We start from the raw sequence: 14660 nt of genomic DNA, 5'->3' as shown, positions 1-14660 counted from the left end.
CCGCTTTCGTGCGTGAAAGATCAACATAACGCACTAACCCTGCGAACTTGCCAAAAGGACGCGCAAGGCGAGCGCGCAATGACCCTTATACAGCGTGCGCTGATACTCCCTCATCCGGAAATTGGGTCTAACATGCAAATCGTCGAAACATTCCGTGATCTACAGACCGAGGCAACCGCCTGGCGGCGCCATCTCCACGAAAATCCAGAGCTCGACTATCGCCTGCACAATACGGCGAGGTTCGTGACTGAGAAGCTTGCTTCGTTCGGTATTAGTCGCATTGAAACGGGGATAGCTGAAACCGGTATAGTCGCGTTGATTCATGGCGACCTCGGAGATGGGCCCACGATTGGGTTGAGAGCGGACATGGATGCGTTGCCCATACTTGAAGCGTCAAATAAGCCTTGGTCGCGAAAATACCGGGCAATATGCATGCCTGCGGTCATGACGGTCACACGGCCATGCTGCTGGGCGCCGCAAAATATCTTGCCAAAACACGTAACTTCAAGGGGGCTGTTGCTTTGATCTTTCAGCCTGCGGAAGAAGGAGCGCTCGGTGGCCAAAGGATGGTCCAGGAAGGAGTCATGGATCGTTTCAACATCTCCCAAGTTTTTGGGATGCACAACTCGCCGGGCATGGAGGTCGGCAACTTCGGCATTTGCGATGGCCCAATCATGGCTGCGCTAGACGAGTTCGACCTTGTCGTGAAGGGTAGGGGGGGGCATGCGGCAGCGCCCCATCGGACCATTGATCCCGTTGTCATTGCAGCACAAATCATCGTCGGCCTGCAAACCTTGGTCTCGCGCAATACGAACCCGCTTGAGGCTCTCGTGATCTCCGTGACCAAGTTCAACGCGGCTCACGGCTACCACATCATTCCCGATCAGGTTGAACTGGCAGGTACCGTTAGGACGTTCCTACCGAGGCTGCGGGACTTCGCGGAACGACAGATTCTGGCTGCTGCTCAAGGCATTGCGCGGGGATTCGGTGCGGACGTCGAGTTCAAGTACCGTCGACACGACCCCGTCACCTTCAATCACACGGAAAGCACCAATCTAGCGATCAACGCGGCACGCAACCTGGTGGGTTCTGCATCCGTGAACGACAAAATCTCACCGACGATGGGGTCGGAGGATTTCGCCTATATGCTTGAGGCGCGCCCGGGGGCTTTCATTTTTCTTGGCAATGGACCGACCGCCGGCGTGCACAACCCGGCATACGATTTCAATGACGAAGCCCTTCCTTATGGCATAGGCTATTGGGTGAACTTGGTTGAGACGACGCTGGCTGCTTAAAGTTTCGTCGGGCCAGAGGTGGCAAGTCGCCTCCTGCCCCGATCTACTGAAGGGAGGCGGGCTTAAATTCAACCATCGTGTAATCACAAATGGAGCCGCGATAGCCGGAGATGGTATCCAAAGGCGTTGAGGCCGGAAGGCTCGGTCACTAGCACTTTGTCGTCTGCAACGACCAAAGCCGTGGAATGCATATGAGGTTAACTTACTCGTGCGTTTTCATGATTGAATGCCTGGGCGACGTCGCTGCAAGTTGCTCCGGGTTGGACCTTTCCAGCCGCGCGATTGCTCAGTTCTCGAATGCCGCGCCGATGCCTGCGGATTCCGCCTGCGCGAAGGCAAGCGAGGCGATGGCCGTGTCCTGAATACCAGTGCCGGTGAGATCGGCGATTGTGATTTGCCTCTCGCTCAAGCGGCCTGTTTTCGTCCCGGCGATGATCTCGCCGAGCTCTGGAAAGCTTACGTCGCTCCCGATGGCGCCGGCTGCAATAGCATGGTGCAATTCGCCGAAGCAGCGTGTTTGCCTGAGGCTGTCGGCGACATAGAGATCCGCCTTGGCGATCGCTTTGGGGTCAATCTCATTCTTATGTTCGGCGTCCGATCCCATCGCTGTGACGTGCTGTCCGGGTTGCAACCATGCTGCACTCAGGATCGGCTGATCCGCTGGCGTCGTAGTAACAATGACATGGGCGCCAGCCACAGCCTTTATTGGTTCGGATTCGGCCGTCACGGGAAATCCCAGTTGTGAGGATAGCTCGTGCGCAACTCCTGCAGCTTTCGATGTATTGCGCGCCCAAATACGGGCTCGACGAATGGGCCTCACCAACGTGAGCGCCCGCAGCTGCTGCTTCGCCTGAATGCCCGCCCCCAAGATAGCAGCAACGGTAGCGTCTTTCCGGGCGAGATAGTTTGCTGCAACCGCACCTGCGGCGGCCGTGCGCACGTTGGTCAGGTAGCCGTTGTCCAATAACAGCGCTTGCACCAAACCGGTTTTGCTGGAAAGTAGCACCATCAAACCATTGGTGCTCGGCAATCCAAGCTTCGGATTGCCGAAAAAGCCGGGGCTAATTTTAACGGCAAAGCCGTCAAGGCCCGGAAGGTAGGCCGTTTTGACGTCAACCTCGCCCCGATGTTCGGCAATATCGAGCCGCAGGATAGGCGGCATCGCCACCTCCTCCGTGGCGAGCGAACGGAACGCATGCTCGACGCATTGCACTGCCGCAAGTTCAAGCGGCACGATTTGCGTAAGTTCACGTTCTGTCAGAATCCTAATCGTTGGCATCAGGCGTCTCCCCCAAGCGGATTTCTCATCCCACTTACGACGCGGCGATGCAGCTCCATGTCGATATTTCGGCCCGAAAGAACGAGCGCGACCGACCCTCGCAATCCAGCGACCTTCTGCGCGAGCAGAGCCGCGATGCCGACAGCGCCCGAGCCTTCGAGGATTTCGCGCTCATTCTCGTAGGCATGACGAATGCCGGCCGCGATCTCACTCTCACTCACCAATAGTAGATCATCGAGCAGAGTTTGACACATCGCGAACGTCAGCTTGTTGTCGAGGCCGATGCCGCCGCCCAAAGCGTCAGCAAGGGTTCGAACTTCCTCCACCTGGACCGGCCGGCCAGCGTCGAGACTTGCCCTCATCGCCGCGCCGCGCTGCATGCTTACCCCTATCACTCTCGCATGCGGCCGCGCAGCCTTGACGGCTGCTGCAATGCCAGCCGCCAGCCCGCCGCCGGAAACCGGCACGAGCACGGTTTCAACATCAGGCATCGCTTCCACGATTTCGAGGCCGATAGTCCCCTGTCCAGCAACAATCTCAGGATGATCAAATGGCGGCAGCAAGACAAGCCCGTTTTCACGCACCAGCCGATCGACCTCCTCCTGCGCTTCGTCCTGCGATTCTCCAATGATCCGCACGTCCGCGCCGAGACGGCGGATTTCGGAAACCTTGTTTTCCGGCACCAGTCGCGACATGCAGATCGTCGCACGCGAGCCCACGGCGCGGGCCGCGTAAGCCAGCGCCCGGCCATGGTTACCAGTCGAGACCGCAACTACCCCACGTCCGCGCTCAGCTCCGGTGAGCCTGAGAATGGCATTGGTTGCACCGCGTATTTTGAAACTGCCCGTTGTTTGGTGATGCTCAAGCTTGAGACCGACGGACCCGCCGCAAATATCCGAAAGCGTCGGCGAGCGTACAAATTGGGTCGAGAGAATGTGCCTGATAATGCGGCTGCGCGCATCCCGAATGGCGCCGAGATCGACCACGGGAACAATTTTCCTCGCACATGAAGCCAACAACTCGCCCCTAACCATCGATCAGCTACAGAGCGCGATCACAACGAGCGGCGCGCGATCGCACAAGTGAGGGACGCGCCGTCGAATGCCTTTCCATTTGATGGGGAGGCATCTATCGCGCGAATATTGCACGCTGTTGGAAGTCGAATTTGCCCGATTTTTCCCTCTTGCCGCCGAAATCCTTCGTTGGAAGCAGGTTATATGTAGCCCGTCGATTCAGCAGACGCTCCTGAGACCGGAGATGGATCACGATAATGAAGCACGACAGTTCTTTGCCTCGCATGTGCACTTGCGCTGATATGCCGCTATTTCTGTCCCCCACCCTGCAAAGCAATTGCCTCCTCGAGCTATATCGGATGCAACTTTGAGCAGCCGACGGGAACATACCCCTGTAAAACACTTCTACCGCTGGCACACAGGCAGACAAATCAGACCCTCCGAGCATGGCAGTATGATCTGCTCAGGATGTGTAGAAAGGTCAGTTTCTCTTCTTGAAGGAGATCAGGCTGTACGGGGGCGCGACCTGCCAATTCTCGCTGAGCTCTGCAATAATCCCACCAGGTGGGCACTCGCTCGCGATCGAAATTCTGACTAGCACTTGAATTTTTATTCGTCAGCGGGAGCAAGCAATGATGGGAGGTTGCGTTTCATCGAATCGCCCTAACTGATCGTCGAATCGGAAGAACAAGAAAATAGTGGACCGACCATCGGGTCGAGATCGCCAAAGCTCCGATATTCGGAGTGAAACAAAGAGGAACTTACGTTGGGTGAGCAACTACAATGGTTGATTGACGCCGTCGACGTGGCACACGACGAGCGCTCCATACGCAATGCGATCAAGAATTTTACCGTCGCGTCTGGCTTCGATCGGTATGCCTATATCCATGTTCACGCCGACGATGCGGTTGCTTTCAGCGATTATCCCGCGGAATGGCTGAACGTCTATTTTGCAAAGCGATACACAATCGTCGATCCTGTGGTGACGACGGCCAAGCGCAACATGCGGATGTTCGCCTGGTCGGCTGAGGACCGGGAGCTGCGGAGGAGCTCGCGCGAGATCAAGCAATTCTATTCCGAGGCAACCAACTTCGGCATCCGCTGCGAGGTCTCCATCCCTATTAGGACAAGCTATGGCCGAACAGCGATGATTACCCTCGCGTCAGATCGGCGGCGGGTGGAGGTCCCACCATGGGATCCGATGCAGGCGGCATTAGCACTTGCCCACATCCATATTCACCTCAGCCTAGTACCTGTGTCTTCGTTCAAAACAGGCAAAGTGACATTGTCGACACAGGAAGCGACCTCGCTCAGTTGGTCGTCGTACGGAAAATCGATGAACGTGATTGCCGACCTGCTTGGCATCAAAGCACGAACCGTCCAGTCCTACCTGGACAATGCACGCGACAAACTCGGGGCCAGCAGTCTCCAGCAGGCAGTCCGAATCGCTATGGAGAAGAAGCTCATTTAGTCTGGCGTGGGGTATACCACCCGGAATCCTCACGCTCATCTTAGATGGCGATCGAGGCAGACAGCACGTTGATACCGGCCTCGGATTCGGTTGATCGATGGCGTATGAGGTGCGTTGGCTCCTGCTTATCCAGCCGGAACCTTCGGAAGGTAGGCGCGCAGGCTCGAGTCGTCGTTCACCCATGCGAGGACGATGATCTTGGCGTCAGCCGAGTGCTGGTAGCGAAAGAAGAGGCGGAACTGCTGCAGGAATTTCGCCCGGAACCAGTGCTTGTAGTCTGCGCCGAGCGTAGCGCCCTGGCAGTAGACATCGCGCGTGGGATCGCTCGGGATGTCCTCGAACGCCACCTTGAGAACCGCGGCGAGGAGTTTTGTCGCGCGCTTCTTCTTGTATCCCTTGGGGTCTTTCTTGCGCGCCTTCTCAACCGCCTCGATCATCGCCTCGAGCTGGTCGAAGAAGAGAGGATGGGCGTAGATCGTCCATCCGTTGATCGCGATGGTGTCGTCGCTCACGCATCATCTTCCGGCAAGGCCGCATCGAGATCGACCTCGACGCCCTTGACGAGGGATTTGCCGCGGGCGACCAGCGACTTGGGCACGGACCGAATCCGCGCCGGCTCCGTCGCCATGTCGCGTGCGAGGAATGCAAGAAACTTGCCGATCACAGGATCGGTTTCGTCGGCACGCCCTTGCTTTTTCGCGATCACGACGGTGCCGTCGGCCAGGCCGCGAAATACCACCTGGTCGCGCTTGCCGAGCGCCAGCATCTTGCGGATGGCGGCGGGCACGGTCGTTTGGCCGCGCTCGGTGATGGTCGCAGGGATTTCGAGGATCTCAGCCGTCTTTGCCATTGCCGGCTCCTTGTTTCGTCGCACCGACTGATGTAATGCATTTGCATTGTAAGTCAAGATGTGGACACTCCCGACATGGCGACCAAGCCGATCGACAACGAACGACGCGCCTGCGATGCCGTGGCTAAGGTATTGGAGGAGCGCTTCGCCGCGCGCCGCGCGAATGCGACCTCGCCCGAGGATAACCGGGTAGGCCCGCCGGTCGAATATGTTTTCGAGCTAACCGGGGAAACCTATGCGCTCGAGCACACGGTCGTCGAAGCCTTTGTCAGACAGATTCACAAGGACGTCGATTTCGACGCCTTCGCCGCGCCCATCGCCCGCGCGCTCGATCGCCAGATGCCTTCCCCCGGCAGCTATCGCCTCACGTTCGCCATCCACCCGAGCAAGGGACTGAAGCCGAAGCGCATCGCGCAGGTCCAGGCCGCAATCGTTGCCTGGGTACGCGCATCCGCGGCTGCCATGCATGCCGAATGTCCGGAGGTTCCGACACGTGGCCGTAGGCCACACGGCCACGAGAGCGTCCGGCGGGCAACGGTGGAGGGGGTCGACCTGCATCTTCATCGCGAGATCGGTTGGTCGTTGCCGGAGGCGGCCTACGGCCGCGTTTTCTGCGGTCGGTTTGCGCCGCCCTCCTACGAGACGCTCCGCGTCGAGCGGATGCGCGCCGCCCTGGCCAAGAAGCTGCCAAAGCTACAGAGCTGGAAGGACTCAGGGGCGCGTTCCGTGCTGGTGCTGGAAAACCGCGATCGTTCTCTGTCGAACCATGTCGTCATCCTCGAAGCTGCCGAGGAGGCGCTCGAGGCGCGAGATGATGCCCCGGATGAGATCTGGCTGGTCGACACCACCATCAGGACAGAATGGACCGTCTGGTGCCTGATGCGGGACGGCCTCTCCTTCCCGGACGAAGAGACGCCATTTCGCTTTCGCGAGTTCAGGCCCGAAGATCTCGTTCACGTCGGCGCTGTTTGAATCCCGAAGCGAATGAACATGCTGTTCGTCGGGATCGGCCACCTATTCGGGGCGGGAAGCAGGACGTCGCGTCAGCGACGTATAACTGCGCCCTTGGACCGCTCCTTCGGAACGGCGGGATGATCTTCCAAAGTGTCGACTTCGCCGACCCCGTTAATTACCCGGGTCGCGCTTCGCGCTTACCCCGGCTTTCCTTGTCGGAAGCTTTGCGCAAAACCGACAAGAAAGGTCTTTCGGAATGAAAAAGCCCTCGCGGCAGATCAGGGACGAAATCGCTCGGCTTCAGGACCAGCTGAAGCAGGCCGAAACGCGGGAGGCCGAGCGCATCGGCCGGATCGCACTGAAGGCCGGCATCGGGGAGTTCGAGATTGACGAGGGGGCGCTGCTGTCGGCCTTCGAGGAGATCGCGGGCCGGTTTCGCAAGGATAGTTCCCGAACCACCAAGGTGCTTCCAACGGTCACGATTGGCGCGGCTTCGGGCGCGGTTGAACAGGGCTGAACGCATGCGCCGCTCCGATGCTACTCACGCCCGCAAGAAGGACACGCGGGAGAAGATCGAGCTCGGTGGCCTGATCGCCAAGGCCGGGCTCCGCAAGAAGCGCGCGCTGCTGCTGGGTCTGCTGATCGATGCCTCCGACCGTCCACGACGCGACTGCGGCAATGTCCTCTTCCTTGGTCGCGCCGTGTAGGCCGATCCAGTCGAGCACGTTGAAGCCGATCGCTGACGAGCGGGGGTCGAGCACGAAGACCTGGCGGCCCGCCCCGTGCCGATGTCCCGTGACCATCGGCGCGACCTCGTTGGAGGGGTCAAGGACGACCAATCCGCCGGCCCATTTGAGGGCCGTCGGCACCGTGACGGACGTCGTCTTGAAGCCGCCGGAACCGGCGAACACGATGCCGTGCGACGAGCCGAAGGACGCATCGAAACAGAGCAAAGGAGACTTGCCGCCGGCGCCCCATGTCTCAGCGTCATCGGCGCGGAAGGACCGATCAGTGACCGCATCCCGATCGACGCGATAGCGCTCCCCGACCACGATGCCACCTGCCTCCGGGAACAGCCGCGCAGCCTCGGTCATCGCCATCCAGTCGGACTCGCCATGGATGGCGCGCCGGCCCCGGATGCGGCGCGGCTCAGCGGCCGCGAAGGCGGCATTGCCCCTCATCGCCACACGCAGCCCGAACACAGCCGTGAGCGCAGCGATCGTCGCTCCCACGACGGTCGAGGGATCGGCGTAGGCGAGAGGGCGGTCTCCAGCCGGCAGGGCATTGGCGAACGAATGAAGGCGCGCGATCTCGCGCGACGCGGCGATCGCGACCACAAGCAGGCCACCGAACATGACGCTCCAGCCGGCTGAGCGGATTGCAGTCGCACCGGCTGCCGCGAACAGGAAGACCACGCCGATCGCCGCGGCGATCACGTAGGGCAGGGCGATGCCGATTCGGCCGAACACCAGGTGCGCCTTCGGGGTTGTCCCGAACTTCGAAAGCCAGGCTTCGATGCCGGTGAGGGCAAGGCATAAGCCCGCCATTAGCAGGGCCGGGGCGATCGCCAATGCGATCTTATTTGCTTTCATGACCGAACGCCTTCGCGCCGATCGCCATCAAGCGCTCGCGTTCCGCTTCGTTGCCGCGGAAAAGGCAAGGACATGGGGCAGGCGGTAGACCCGCTGTTTAAAAGCGTACCCCAGGCCATTCAAAAAGACGATCGCCTGTACGAGTATCTGGCCCTTATCGACGGTGTCAGGCTTGGACATCAAAGGGAGGCTGGGCTCGCGGCCGAGCGTTTATCGGAAAGGCTTCTCAGAAAATGACCACCGTTAAAGGCCAATTGCTTCATATGTTGCAAACGGTCGCGCAGTCTTTGGGAGATGAACTGCGCGAGCGGCTGGTGTTTGTTGGCGGTTGCACAACAGCCCTTTTCATTACGGACGAGATCGTGCTCGAAGGCGTTCGGGCAACCGATGACGTGGATCTGATCGTTGATCTCGTCGGGCATGCGCAATGGGCTCAACTGCAAGACCAGTTGCGTCAGAAGGGGTTCGTGGAATCTCCGGAAGACGAGGTCATTTGCCGCATGCGGCTCGGCGACCTCAAAGTCGATTTCATGCCGGATGATGAAAGCATTCTCGGCTTTAGCAATCGCTGGTACGCCAAAGGCATCGAGACGCCGGTCACGTGTCACCTGAACGAGACATTGAACATCAAGCGCCTCACGCCGGAACTGTTCGTGGCGACAAAGTTGGAAGCATATCTCGGCCGCGGCAACGACGATCTCCTAGGCAGCCGTGACATCGAGGACATCCTTCTCGTCGTTGATGGGCGAGAGGAACTCGTGGCTGAAATCCAAACGCAGACGATGATGTTCGCTGCTACATTGCAGAGAAGTTCAAAGCCCTCTTAGGTCATGAGGATTTTGACCATTTTCTCGACGGCAATATCAAGGGACCTGAAGGCCGGGTCGATATTGTACGAGAGCGCTTTGTCGCCATAAGCCAGAGCGATGCTGCCGAGCGAGAGGGGAATGGAGATCAATCGGCGCAGTGAGCAATGAAAGAGGACGCGCGATAACGGGATTGCGGGGGAGTAGGAATGCGCGCCGATGCCGTGTTATGTCTCCTTCTCGACGGTTCAACCTCTGCCCCAACAAGCGGTGACCTTGCCCGCCAGATTATCCGCGATGTCGTAGACTGGTACGTCGCCACAGACGAAGCCGCAATGGCAGAAAACCTCAGCCGGCAATTGCGCCGCACTCATCGCAGTTTATCTCGGCGATTTCCGCGGGACAGCGTGAGCTACGTGCTCGCCCAACGTGGTGAACCAACGCCTGCGACTCGCCTCGGTTTCGCCCGCGCTGCTCGAGGTCTATGCCGACGAGGGCATGTCGCTCGAGCAGTTGATGGCCTTCGCCGTCACCGCGGATCACGGCCGCCAGGAGCAGGTCTGGCAGACCATCTCCGGCTCTTGGTAGAAAGAGCCTTATCAGATCCGCCGCATGCCGACGGAGAAGTCGGTGCGCGCCTCCGACCGTCGCGCCATGTTTGTTGGCCTAGATGCCTACGAGGCAGCCGGTGGCGTGGTGCTGCGCAACCCGTTCCAGTCCGACGACGGCGGCTGGCTCGAGGACGTCGCTCTGCTCGACGGTCTGGTCGCTGAGAAGCGAAAGGCAGAGGCGGAAACGATCGCCGCCGAAGGCTGGAAGTGGATCGAGCTCCCAGGGTGCGAAGCTCATCGGCCAGTACGACAGCTCAGCGCTTTATCGCTGGGTGGCATCCGACCGCTCGCCTGGACCTGCGCAGCAACACGCGCTTAGCCCTACGTATCTTGCGGCCGAGAAGTCGATTGGATGACTCCAGTTCTCATGTGATCCATCGTGAAATCCGAACCTGCCATCGGATTACTTGATCTCCGTCACCAAACGATTGCGTCCCAACGATACTGCGTCGGCCGCACAAATGCTGACCTCCAGTGGATAGGGACAATGACACTCTCAGAAACGAACTTCCGCTTACTTCGAACAATCAAGAATGTTGTTTTGACTCTTGCGGCGGCGTCTCTCGCGTCGAGTGGGGCACAAGCTGCTGACCTGCCAGTCAAAGCCAGAGCAGTGGAGTACGTGAAGGTCTGCTCACTGTACGGCGCTGGCTTCTACTACATCCCTGGCTCGGACACTTGCATCAAGCTTGGCGGATATCTGCGCACTGACTTTGTCGCGAATAGCAACAGCGATTTTGACCCGGCCGCCAATGGCGTAGCGGGAGCACGCAACCGTCTAGGCAACAGCTACGCTTGGCGCGCTCGTGAAGGACTGAGCATCGACACGCGCACCGCGACTGAGTACGGCCTCGTTCGCACCTATTTCTCGGGCGTGTTCACCTGGACGTCGGGCGGCTATACTGGCGCCGGCACGAGCGCCGTCAATGGGGCGACCGCTTACACAACGTCGACCGCTTCACAGGTCGCTGGTGGTTCGCTCGGCGTCTACTCCGCCTTTATCCAGTTCGCAGGCTTTACGATGGGTAAGGCCGTCTCACAGTTCTCGGCGCCCTGGACCAACTATCCAGGCAACGAGTTCGATGATCTTCCGGGCGGCGGCGGATGGGTCACGGGCGTGAACCAGTTCACCTATACCGCTGACTTCGGACAAGGCATCACGGCTGCCTTCTCAGCCCAGGATCAGGTCGCCTACGGCACGACCAATATCTGGAATGTAAGTGGAGCAACGGCGGCTGCCCTCGCGACCGGTGCATATGGTACTAACAACATCGGCGGTTCATCGTCTCCAGATCTCGTCGCGATGGTTCGTATTGACCAGGCGTGGGGTCTCTTCCAGGCGTCGTTCGCGGCGCATGACAACCATGCTGGGTACTACGGTGGCGACGAAGCGACCGGGCATCCGGACGACAAGTGGGGCTGGGCTGCTGCTTTGGCCTTGTCAATCAAGAACATCCCGACTGGACCCGGTGACACGATCAACGTGTCAGGCGCTTATACCAATGGCGCGACCCGCTACAACTTCAACGACTTGATGCCAACCACCTACGCGATGTACGGCGGCACCGGGCTGGCAGGTGCTTATCAAAGCGTCGGCCTGGCGGGCTTGTCTGACTCCGTGTTCGTTGCCGGTGCGGGCCAGGAGCTAACCACGACGTACGGCTTCCATGCTGGTTACACACACAACTGGGATCCTCATTGGAATAGTGCCATCTACGGCGGCTGGGGCGCCGTTCGGTATAACAGCGCAGCGAAGGGCTACATCTGCGGTGCATTCGTAGCCAACCTTGCGCTGTCGAGCGGCAATGCTGGCTGTAATCCTGATTTCAACTATGGGGTTGTTGGCGTCGTCACGCGCTGGACACCGGTCAAGAACCTGACCTTCACGGCAGATCTCGCCTACACCATGCTCGACCAAAAGTACGCGAGCGGAAGTACAGTGACACTGCCTGTGCAGTCTGCGGTCGCCAAGCCGGCGGCTCTTTACGAATTGAAAGATCAGAGCACGCTGACCCTGCTCTTGCGGGCTCAGCGGAACTGGTGAGGCTCTGTCTAGACCAGCGGAAGGAGAAAAGAGGGCTCAAAGAACGAAGTTAACCTCCAAGGAGGCCTCCGGCATGCCCGCCGGGGGCCTTCTGCAATTAGTATCTAAATCAGAGCTGAGCATACGGCGGCTTTCAAACGGCGTTGAAGGACCGTTTTGGGCCGAGCTTTGTCGTTGTAGGCTTTGCTCTCACGTTTAAAAAACGGGTGCTAGGTGAGATCTTCAAGCCCCACAGTTGGAATGCTGCTACGACAATCTTATGCCGTCTCCGCAAGGGCGGTCTTCTTACAAAGACGAACGAGCCACCGGCAAAAAGCGCGAGACATTTCGGGATTATCGCCTCGGTCTACAGCATAGGCGCGATACTGCATGCCGCTCGGAGTGCGCGATCGTGGAATCACATTGAGAGCTCCACCACGTACCAGGTCACTTACAATGATTTCGGGCGCGACGAGAAGACATTTGCCCGTCATCACCGCCGGCAGGGCCAGGTAATTGTGATCATATCGCGCTCCCGATTTTATATCCTTTGGGGTCAGGTTCATGGCCCGAAGCCATGTCGGCATTATGTCAGGCCGGGATGTGATGTTCAGGATGGGTACTGTGCGAACAACCGGGAGGCTCTTGCCATCGACGTGATTTGGTGAGCCCACACATACGAGTTGCTCGTTGTAGATTTCCCAATCATCTGCCGGCTCGATGACGGAAAGATCCCGTGTGATCAAAATGTCGTAATCGTCGGACGACGTCGGTTGCGAAAGTGAGCTAATCACATCCACCACTACGCCGCCCATTTCATTAGAAAAAGCTTGGAGATTTGGAATCAGAAAGGCGTAAGCGAAAGTCGAGAGTGACGTGCGGACTACAATCCGATTGGTGTCCCGACGATTCCGTCGGCGCATTCTCTTGGCGGTGAAGCAAACGGTATCTAGCGGTTCTGCAACCGTGTTCGAAAAAAGCCGCCCGAATTCCGTCAATTCGCTACGCCGGCCGCGACGCTGGATGAGGTCACTGCCCAGATACTCCTGCAGCACGGCGAGGTAGCGGCTGACCGAACTCTGGGTCATTCTCAAGGCGCTAGCCGCGCGGGTTACGCTTCCCTCGCGCGCAATTGTGACGAATACCCGGATCGCATTGAGTGGCACTTCATCCGTTTCGGTTGCCATGTTGTGCTCCGGAAGTCCGGCATGCCCGTCAGTTCTCGCAGGGGGGCATTGCCAGAAACCAATGGTCCATCACATTATTCGATGATCGTAGCCGGGTTACTAGATACCAACTGCAGGTCGCGCGCGAAAGCGATTTCGCTCAGACGCGGTGCAATCCGTGTGAACGAGCTCGCTTCTATTTGCGCACATTATTTTCCAAAGGCGCGACGAAATCGTGCTGTTAAATCGGCTGGCGTGATCGCTCTTTGCGCGGTCCCCCTTCTGGAGGAGAGGGGCGTTTACAGCAATTGTCGAACAGCAAAAACTGCGCCCGAGCAGAGCTCAGACGCAATGACGCCCTCTTGGACAAGAGATCTAGCGAAGGAAGCGAGCTTCGGCCGCCTTGACGCTATCCACGTTCTGGAGGTCGAAAATCTCCTCGACCGGCAGAATATCCTTGTGGACGTTCTGGACGCCGCCATCGGCAATGATTCGCCGGAAGGTCTCTCTCATCGCAGTTGCAGCAGCGCGGATACCGTAATTGCCGTAGATCATTACGCGGATATTCCCGAGTGCTTTGACCCGCTCGGCGTCGAGATCCGGGTAGGCGTTCGGCACGATCGCTAGCGGCACCGATCCGCCCCAGCCGCGCGAAAAGCTTTCGATCTCTGATGCATCCTTCTTTTTCGAATGGATCAGCACCATTTCGGCGCCGGCCTCTTCGTAAGCTTTTGCTCGGCGCAGAGCTTCCGTTTCGCCAAGACCCGCAATCAGGGCTTCGGTGCGGGCGATCACGAGAAAATTTGGGTCCCGTCTTGTCGCAACAGCGGCCTCGATTTTGCCCTGGAACTCCTCGATGCGGAGCAGTTCCTGGCGTCCGCCAGCCATAAGGCTTGTCACTTTCGGAAAGGTTTTATCTTCGATTACCACAGCGCTGGCGCCAGCTCGCTCGTATTCGTGAACGGCGTGGATCACGTTGATTGCATTGCCATAACCGGTGTCAATGTCAGCGATGATCGGCAGCGTCGTGCGTCCAGCGATCGAGCGCAGCATGTCGAGATGCTGGGTCATCGAGATCAGGCTCATATCGGGCAGACCGTAAAGCGCGGAGAGTTCGAAGCCCGATGCCCACAAAGCATCGAACCCGGCCTCTTCGGCCAGCAGAGCCGAAAGAGGACTATGGGCGGCCATGACATGGATGAGACTGGTCTCGTCCAGGCGAGTACGAAGGCGTTTGATGGAGGACATCGGACAATCCTTCTTTCGCAGATTCGGCTGGCCTTCACTGAGCGGGGTCACCTCGGCGCCCTGATCGCGCAATTGGGCCGCGCCAGCGGTCATGATCTTGGCTTTTTGAGGGACGGACGACATCTGAGTCGGTCTAAACGAGAGACAAGAGTCAGCACCTGAGTGAAAAGCGGAAATCTTGCCGGTTTCTAATTGCTCTTAAGCGGGCCGACCAATGGTGTGATCGCATTCTTGCGATCTAATGATCAACCATCTCGATGATGGCGTCGTGTCTCGTTGCACCTCAGAGCTGGTCAAGAAGCTAGGGGGGACATCGTTTCCGCGCGACACTTGATCACTCGAGACCATGTTG

12 protein-coding genes and 4 pseudogenes are annotated in these 14660 nt (G+C 58.7%); 9 read left to right on the top strand and 7 right to left on the bottom strand.

Going from position 1 to position 14660, the window contains the following annotated elements; translation table 11 throughout:
* The first annotated feature begins 132 nt into the window (after nucleotides 1-132).
* Nucleotides 133-1295: pseudogene (locus tag IVB07_RS39775) on the top strand (M20 aminoacylase family protein).
* Nucleotides 1296-1581: 286 nt separating this feature from the next.
* Here IVB07_RS39775 and eutC read toward each other — a convergent pair.
* Both eutC and eutB read right to left on the bottom strand, forming a co-directional pair.
* Entirely contained in the window at nucleotides 1582-2574 is a 993-nt protein-coding gene (eutC, locus tag IVB07_RS39770) for an ectoine utilization protein EutC (protein WP_247767886.1), read from the bottom strand.
* Complete coding sequence (eutB, locus tag IVB07_RS39765) at nucleotides 2574-3560, bottom strand: hydroxyectoine utilization dehydratase EutB (RefSeq protein ID WP_247767885.1); 987 nt, start codon at nucleotides 3558-3560, stop codon at nucleotides 2574-2576. Before eutB ends, eutC begins: the two co-directional genes overlap by 1 nt.
* Before the next feature lie 793 nt (nucleotides 3561-4353).
* On the opposite strand from eutB, the gene IVB07_RS39760 reads away from it, so the two are divergent.
* A complete protein-coding gene (locus IVB07_RS39760; RefSeq protein ID WP_247767884.1) occupies nucleotides 4354-5058 on the top strand; it encodes an autoinducer binding domain-containing protein in 705 nt (234 codons plus the stop codon).
* 149 nt (nucleotides 5059-5207) lie between these two features.
* Here the strand turns inward: IVB07_RS39760 and IVB07_RS39755 are convergent.
* Nucleotides 5208-5570: pseudogene (locus IVB07_RS39755) on the bottom strand (type II toxin-antitoxin system YhaV family toxin); the annotation flags it as partial.
* Nucleotides 5567-5908, bottom strand: coding sequence for a type II toxin-antitoxin system PrlF family antitoxin (locus IVB07_RS39750; protein ID WP_247767882.1), 342 nt, complete (start codon nucleotides 5906-5908; stop codon nucleotides 5567-5569). The gene IVB07_RS39750 and the pseudogene IVB07_RS39755, both read right to left, overlap by 4 nt.
* Nucleotides 5909-5983: 75 nt before the next feature.
* On the opposite strand from IVB07_RS39750, the gene IVB07_RS39745 reads away from it, so the two are divergent.
* The 3 genes from IVB07_RS39745 to traD all read left to right on the top strand — a co-directional run bounded on the left by IVB07_RS39745 (nucleotide 5984) and on the right by traD (nucleotide 7569).
* On the top strand, nucleotides 5984-6880 hold the full coding sequence (locus IVB07_RS39745; RefSeq protein ID WP_247767881.1) for a hypothetical protein: 897 nt from the start codon (nucleotides 5984-5986) through the stop codon (nucleotides 6878-6880).
* Between the two features lie 238 nt (nucleotides 6881-7118).
* Complete coding sequence (gene traC / locus IVB07_RS39740) at nucleotides 7119-7379, top strand: conjugal transfer protein TraC (RefSeq protein ID WP_247767880.1); 261 nt, start codon at nucleotides 7119-7121, stop codon at nucleotides 7377-7379.
* A 4-nt stretch (nucleotides 7380-7383) separates the two neighbouring features.
* Nucleotides 7384-7569: a conjugal transfer protein TraD gene (traD, locus tag IVB07_RS39735; RefSeq protein ID WP_247768022.1), complete on the top strand. Its 186-nt coding sequence runs from the start codon at nucleotides 7384-7386 to the stop codon at nucleotides 7567-7569.
* Here traD and IVB07_RS39730 read toward each other — a convergent pair.
* Nucleotides 7516-8454, bottom strand: a pseudogene (locus IVB07_RS39730) (type IV secretory system conjugative DNA transfer family protein); the annotation flags it as partial. The gene traD and the pseudogene IVB07_RS39730 sit on opposite strands and share 54 nt — an antisense overlap.
* Before the next feature lie 72 nt (nucleotides 8455-8526).
* Here IVB07_RS39730 and IVB07_RS39725 point away from each other — a divergent pair.
* From IVB07_RS39725 to IVB07_RS39710, 4 genes and pseudogenes are all read left to right on the top strand, one after another.
* Nucleotides 8527-8691, top strand: coding sequence for a hypothetical protein (locus IVB07_RS39725; protein ID WP_247767879.1), 165 nt, complete (start codon nucleotides 8527-8529; stop codon nucleotides 8689-8691).
* Nucleotides 8688-9281, top strand: a complete 594-nt coding sequence (locus tag IVB07_RS39720; RefSeq protein WP_346659463.1) for a hypothetical protein — start codon at nucleotides 8688-8690, stop codon at nucleotides 9279-9281. Before IVB07_RS39725 ends, IVB07_RS39720 begins: the two co-directional genes overlap by 4 nt.
* 408 nt (nucleotides 9282-9689) lie before the next feature.
* Nucleotides 9690-10091, top strand: a pseudogene (locus tag IVB07_RS39715) (DNA-binding protein); the annotation flags it as partial.
* Nucleotides 10092-10358: 267 nt separating this feature from the next.
* Nucleotides 10359-11915, top strand: a complete 1557-nt coding sequence (locus IVB07_RS39710) for a porin (RefSeq protein ID WP_247484765.1) — start codon at nucleotides 10359-10361, stop codon at nucleotides 11913-11915.
* Nucleotides 11916-12172: 257 nt separating this feature from the next.
* Here IVB07_RS39710 and IVB07_RS39705 read toward each other — a convergent pair whose 3' ends face one another.
* Both IVB07_RS39705 and IVB07_RS39700 read right to left on the bottom strand, forming a co-directional pair.
* Nucleotides 12173-13081, bottom strand: coding sequence for a LysR family transcriptional regulator (locus IVB07_RS39705; protein ID WP_247405603.1), 909 nt, complete (start codon nucleotides 13079-13081; stop codon nucleotides 12173-12175).
* A gap of 354 nt (nucleotides 13082-13435) precedes the next feature.
* Nucleotides 13436-14308: an isocitrate lyase/phosphoenolpyruvate mutase family protein gene (locus IVB07_RS39700; RefSeq protein ID WP_247768021.1), complete on the bottom strand. Its 873-nt coding sequence runs from the start codon at nucleotides 14306-14308 to the stop codon at nucleotides 13436-13438.
* Nucleotides 14309-14660 lie beyond the last annotated feature (352 nt).

The sequence above is a fragment of the Bradyrhizobium sp. 172 genome, assembly GCF_023101065.1.
In the GTDB taxonomy this organism is placed as follows: Bacteria; Pseudomonadota; Alphaproteobacteria; order Rhizobiales; family Xanthobacteraceae; genus Bradyrhizobium; species Bradyrhizobium canariense_D.
Note: the sequence above shows the minus strand (reverse complement) of the source record. Positions and strands in the feature narration are given on the sequence as shown.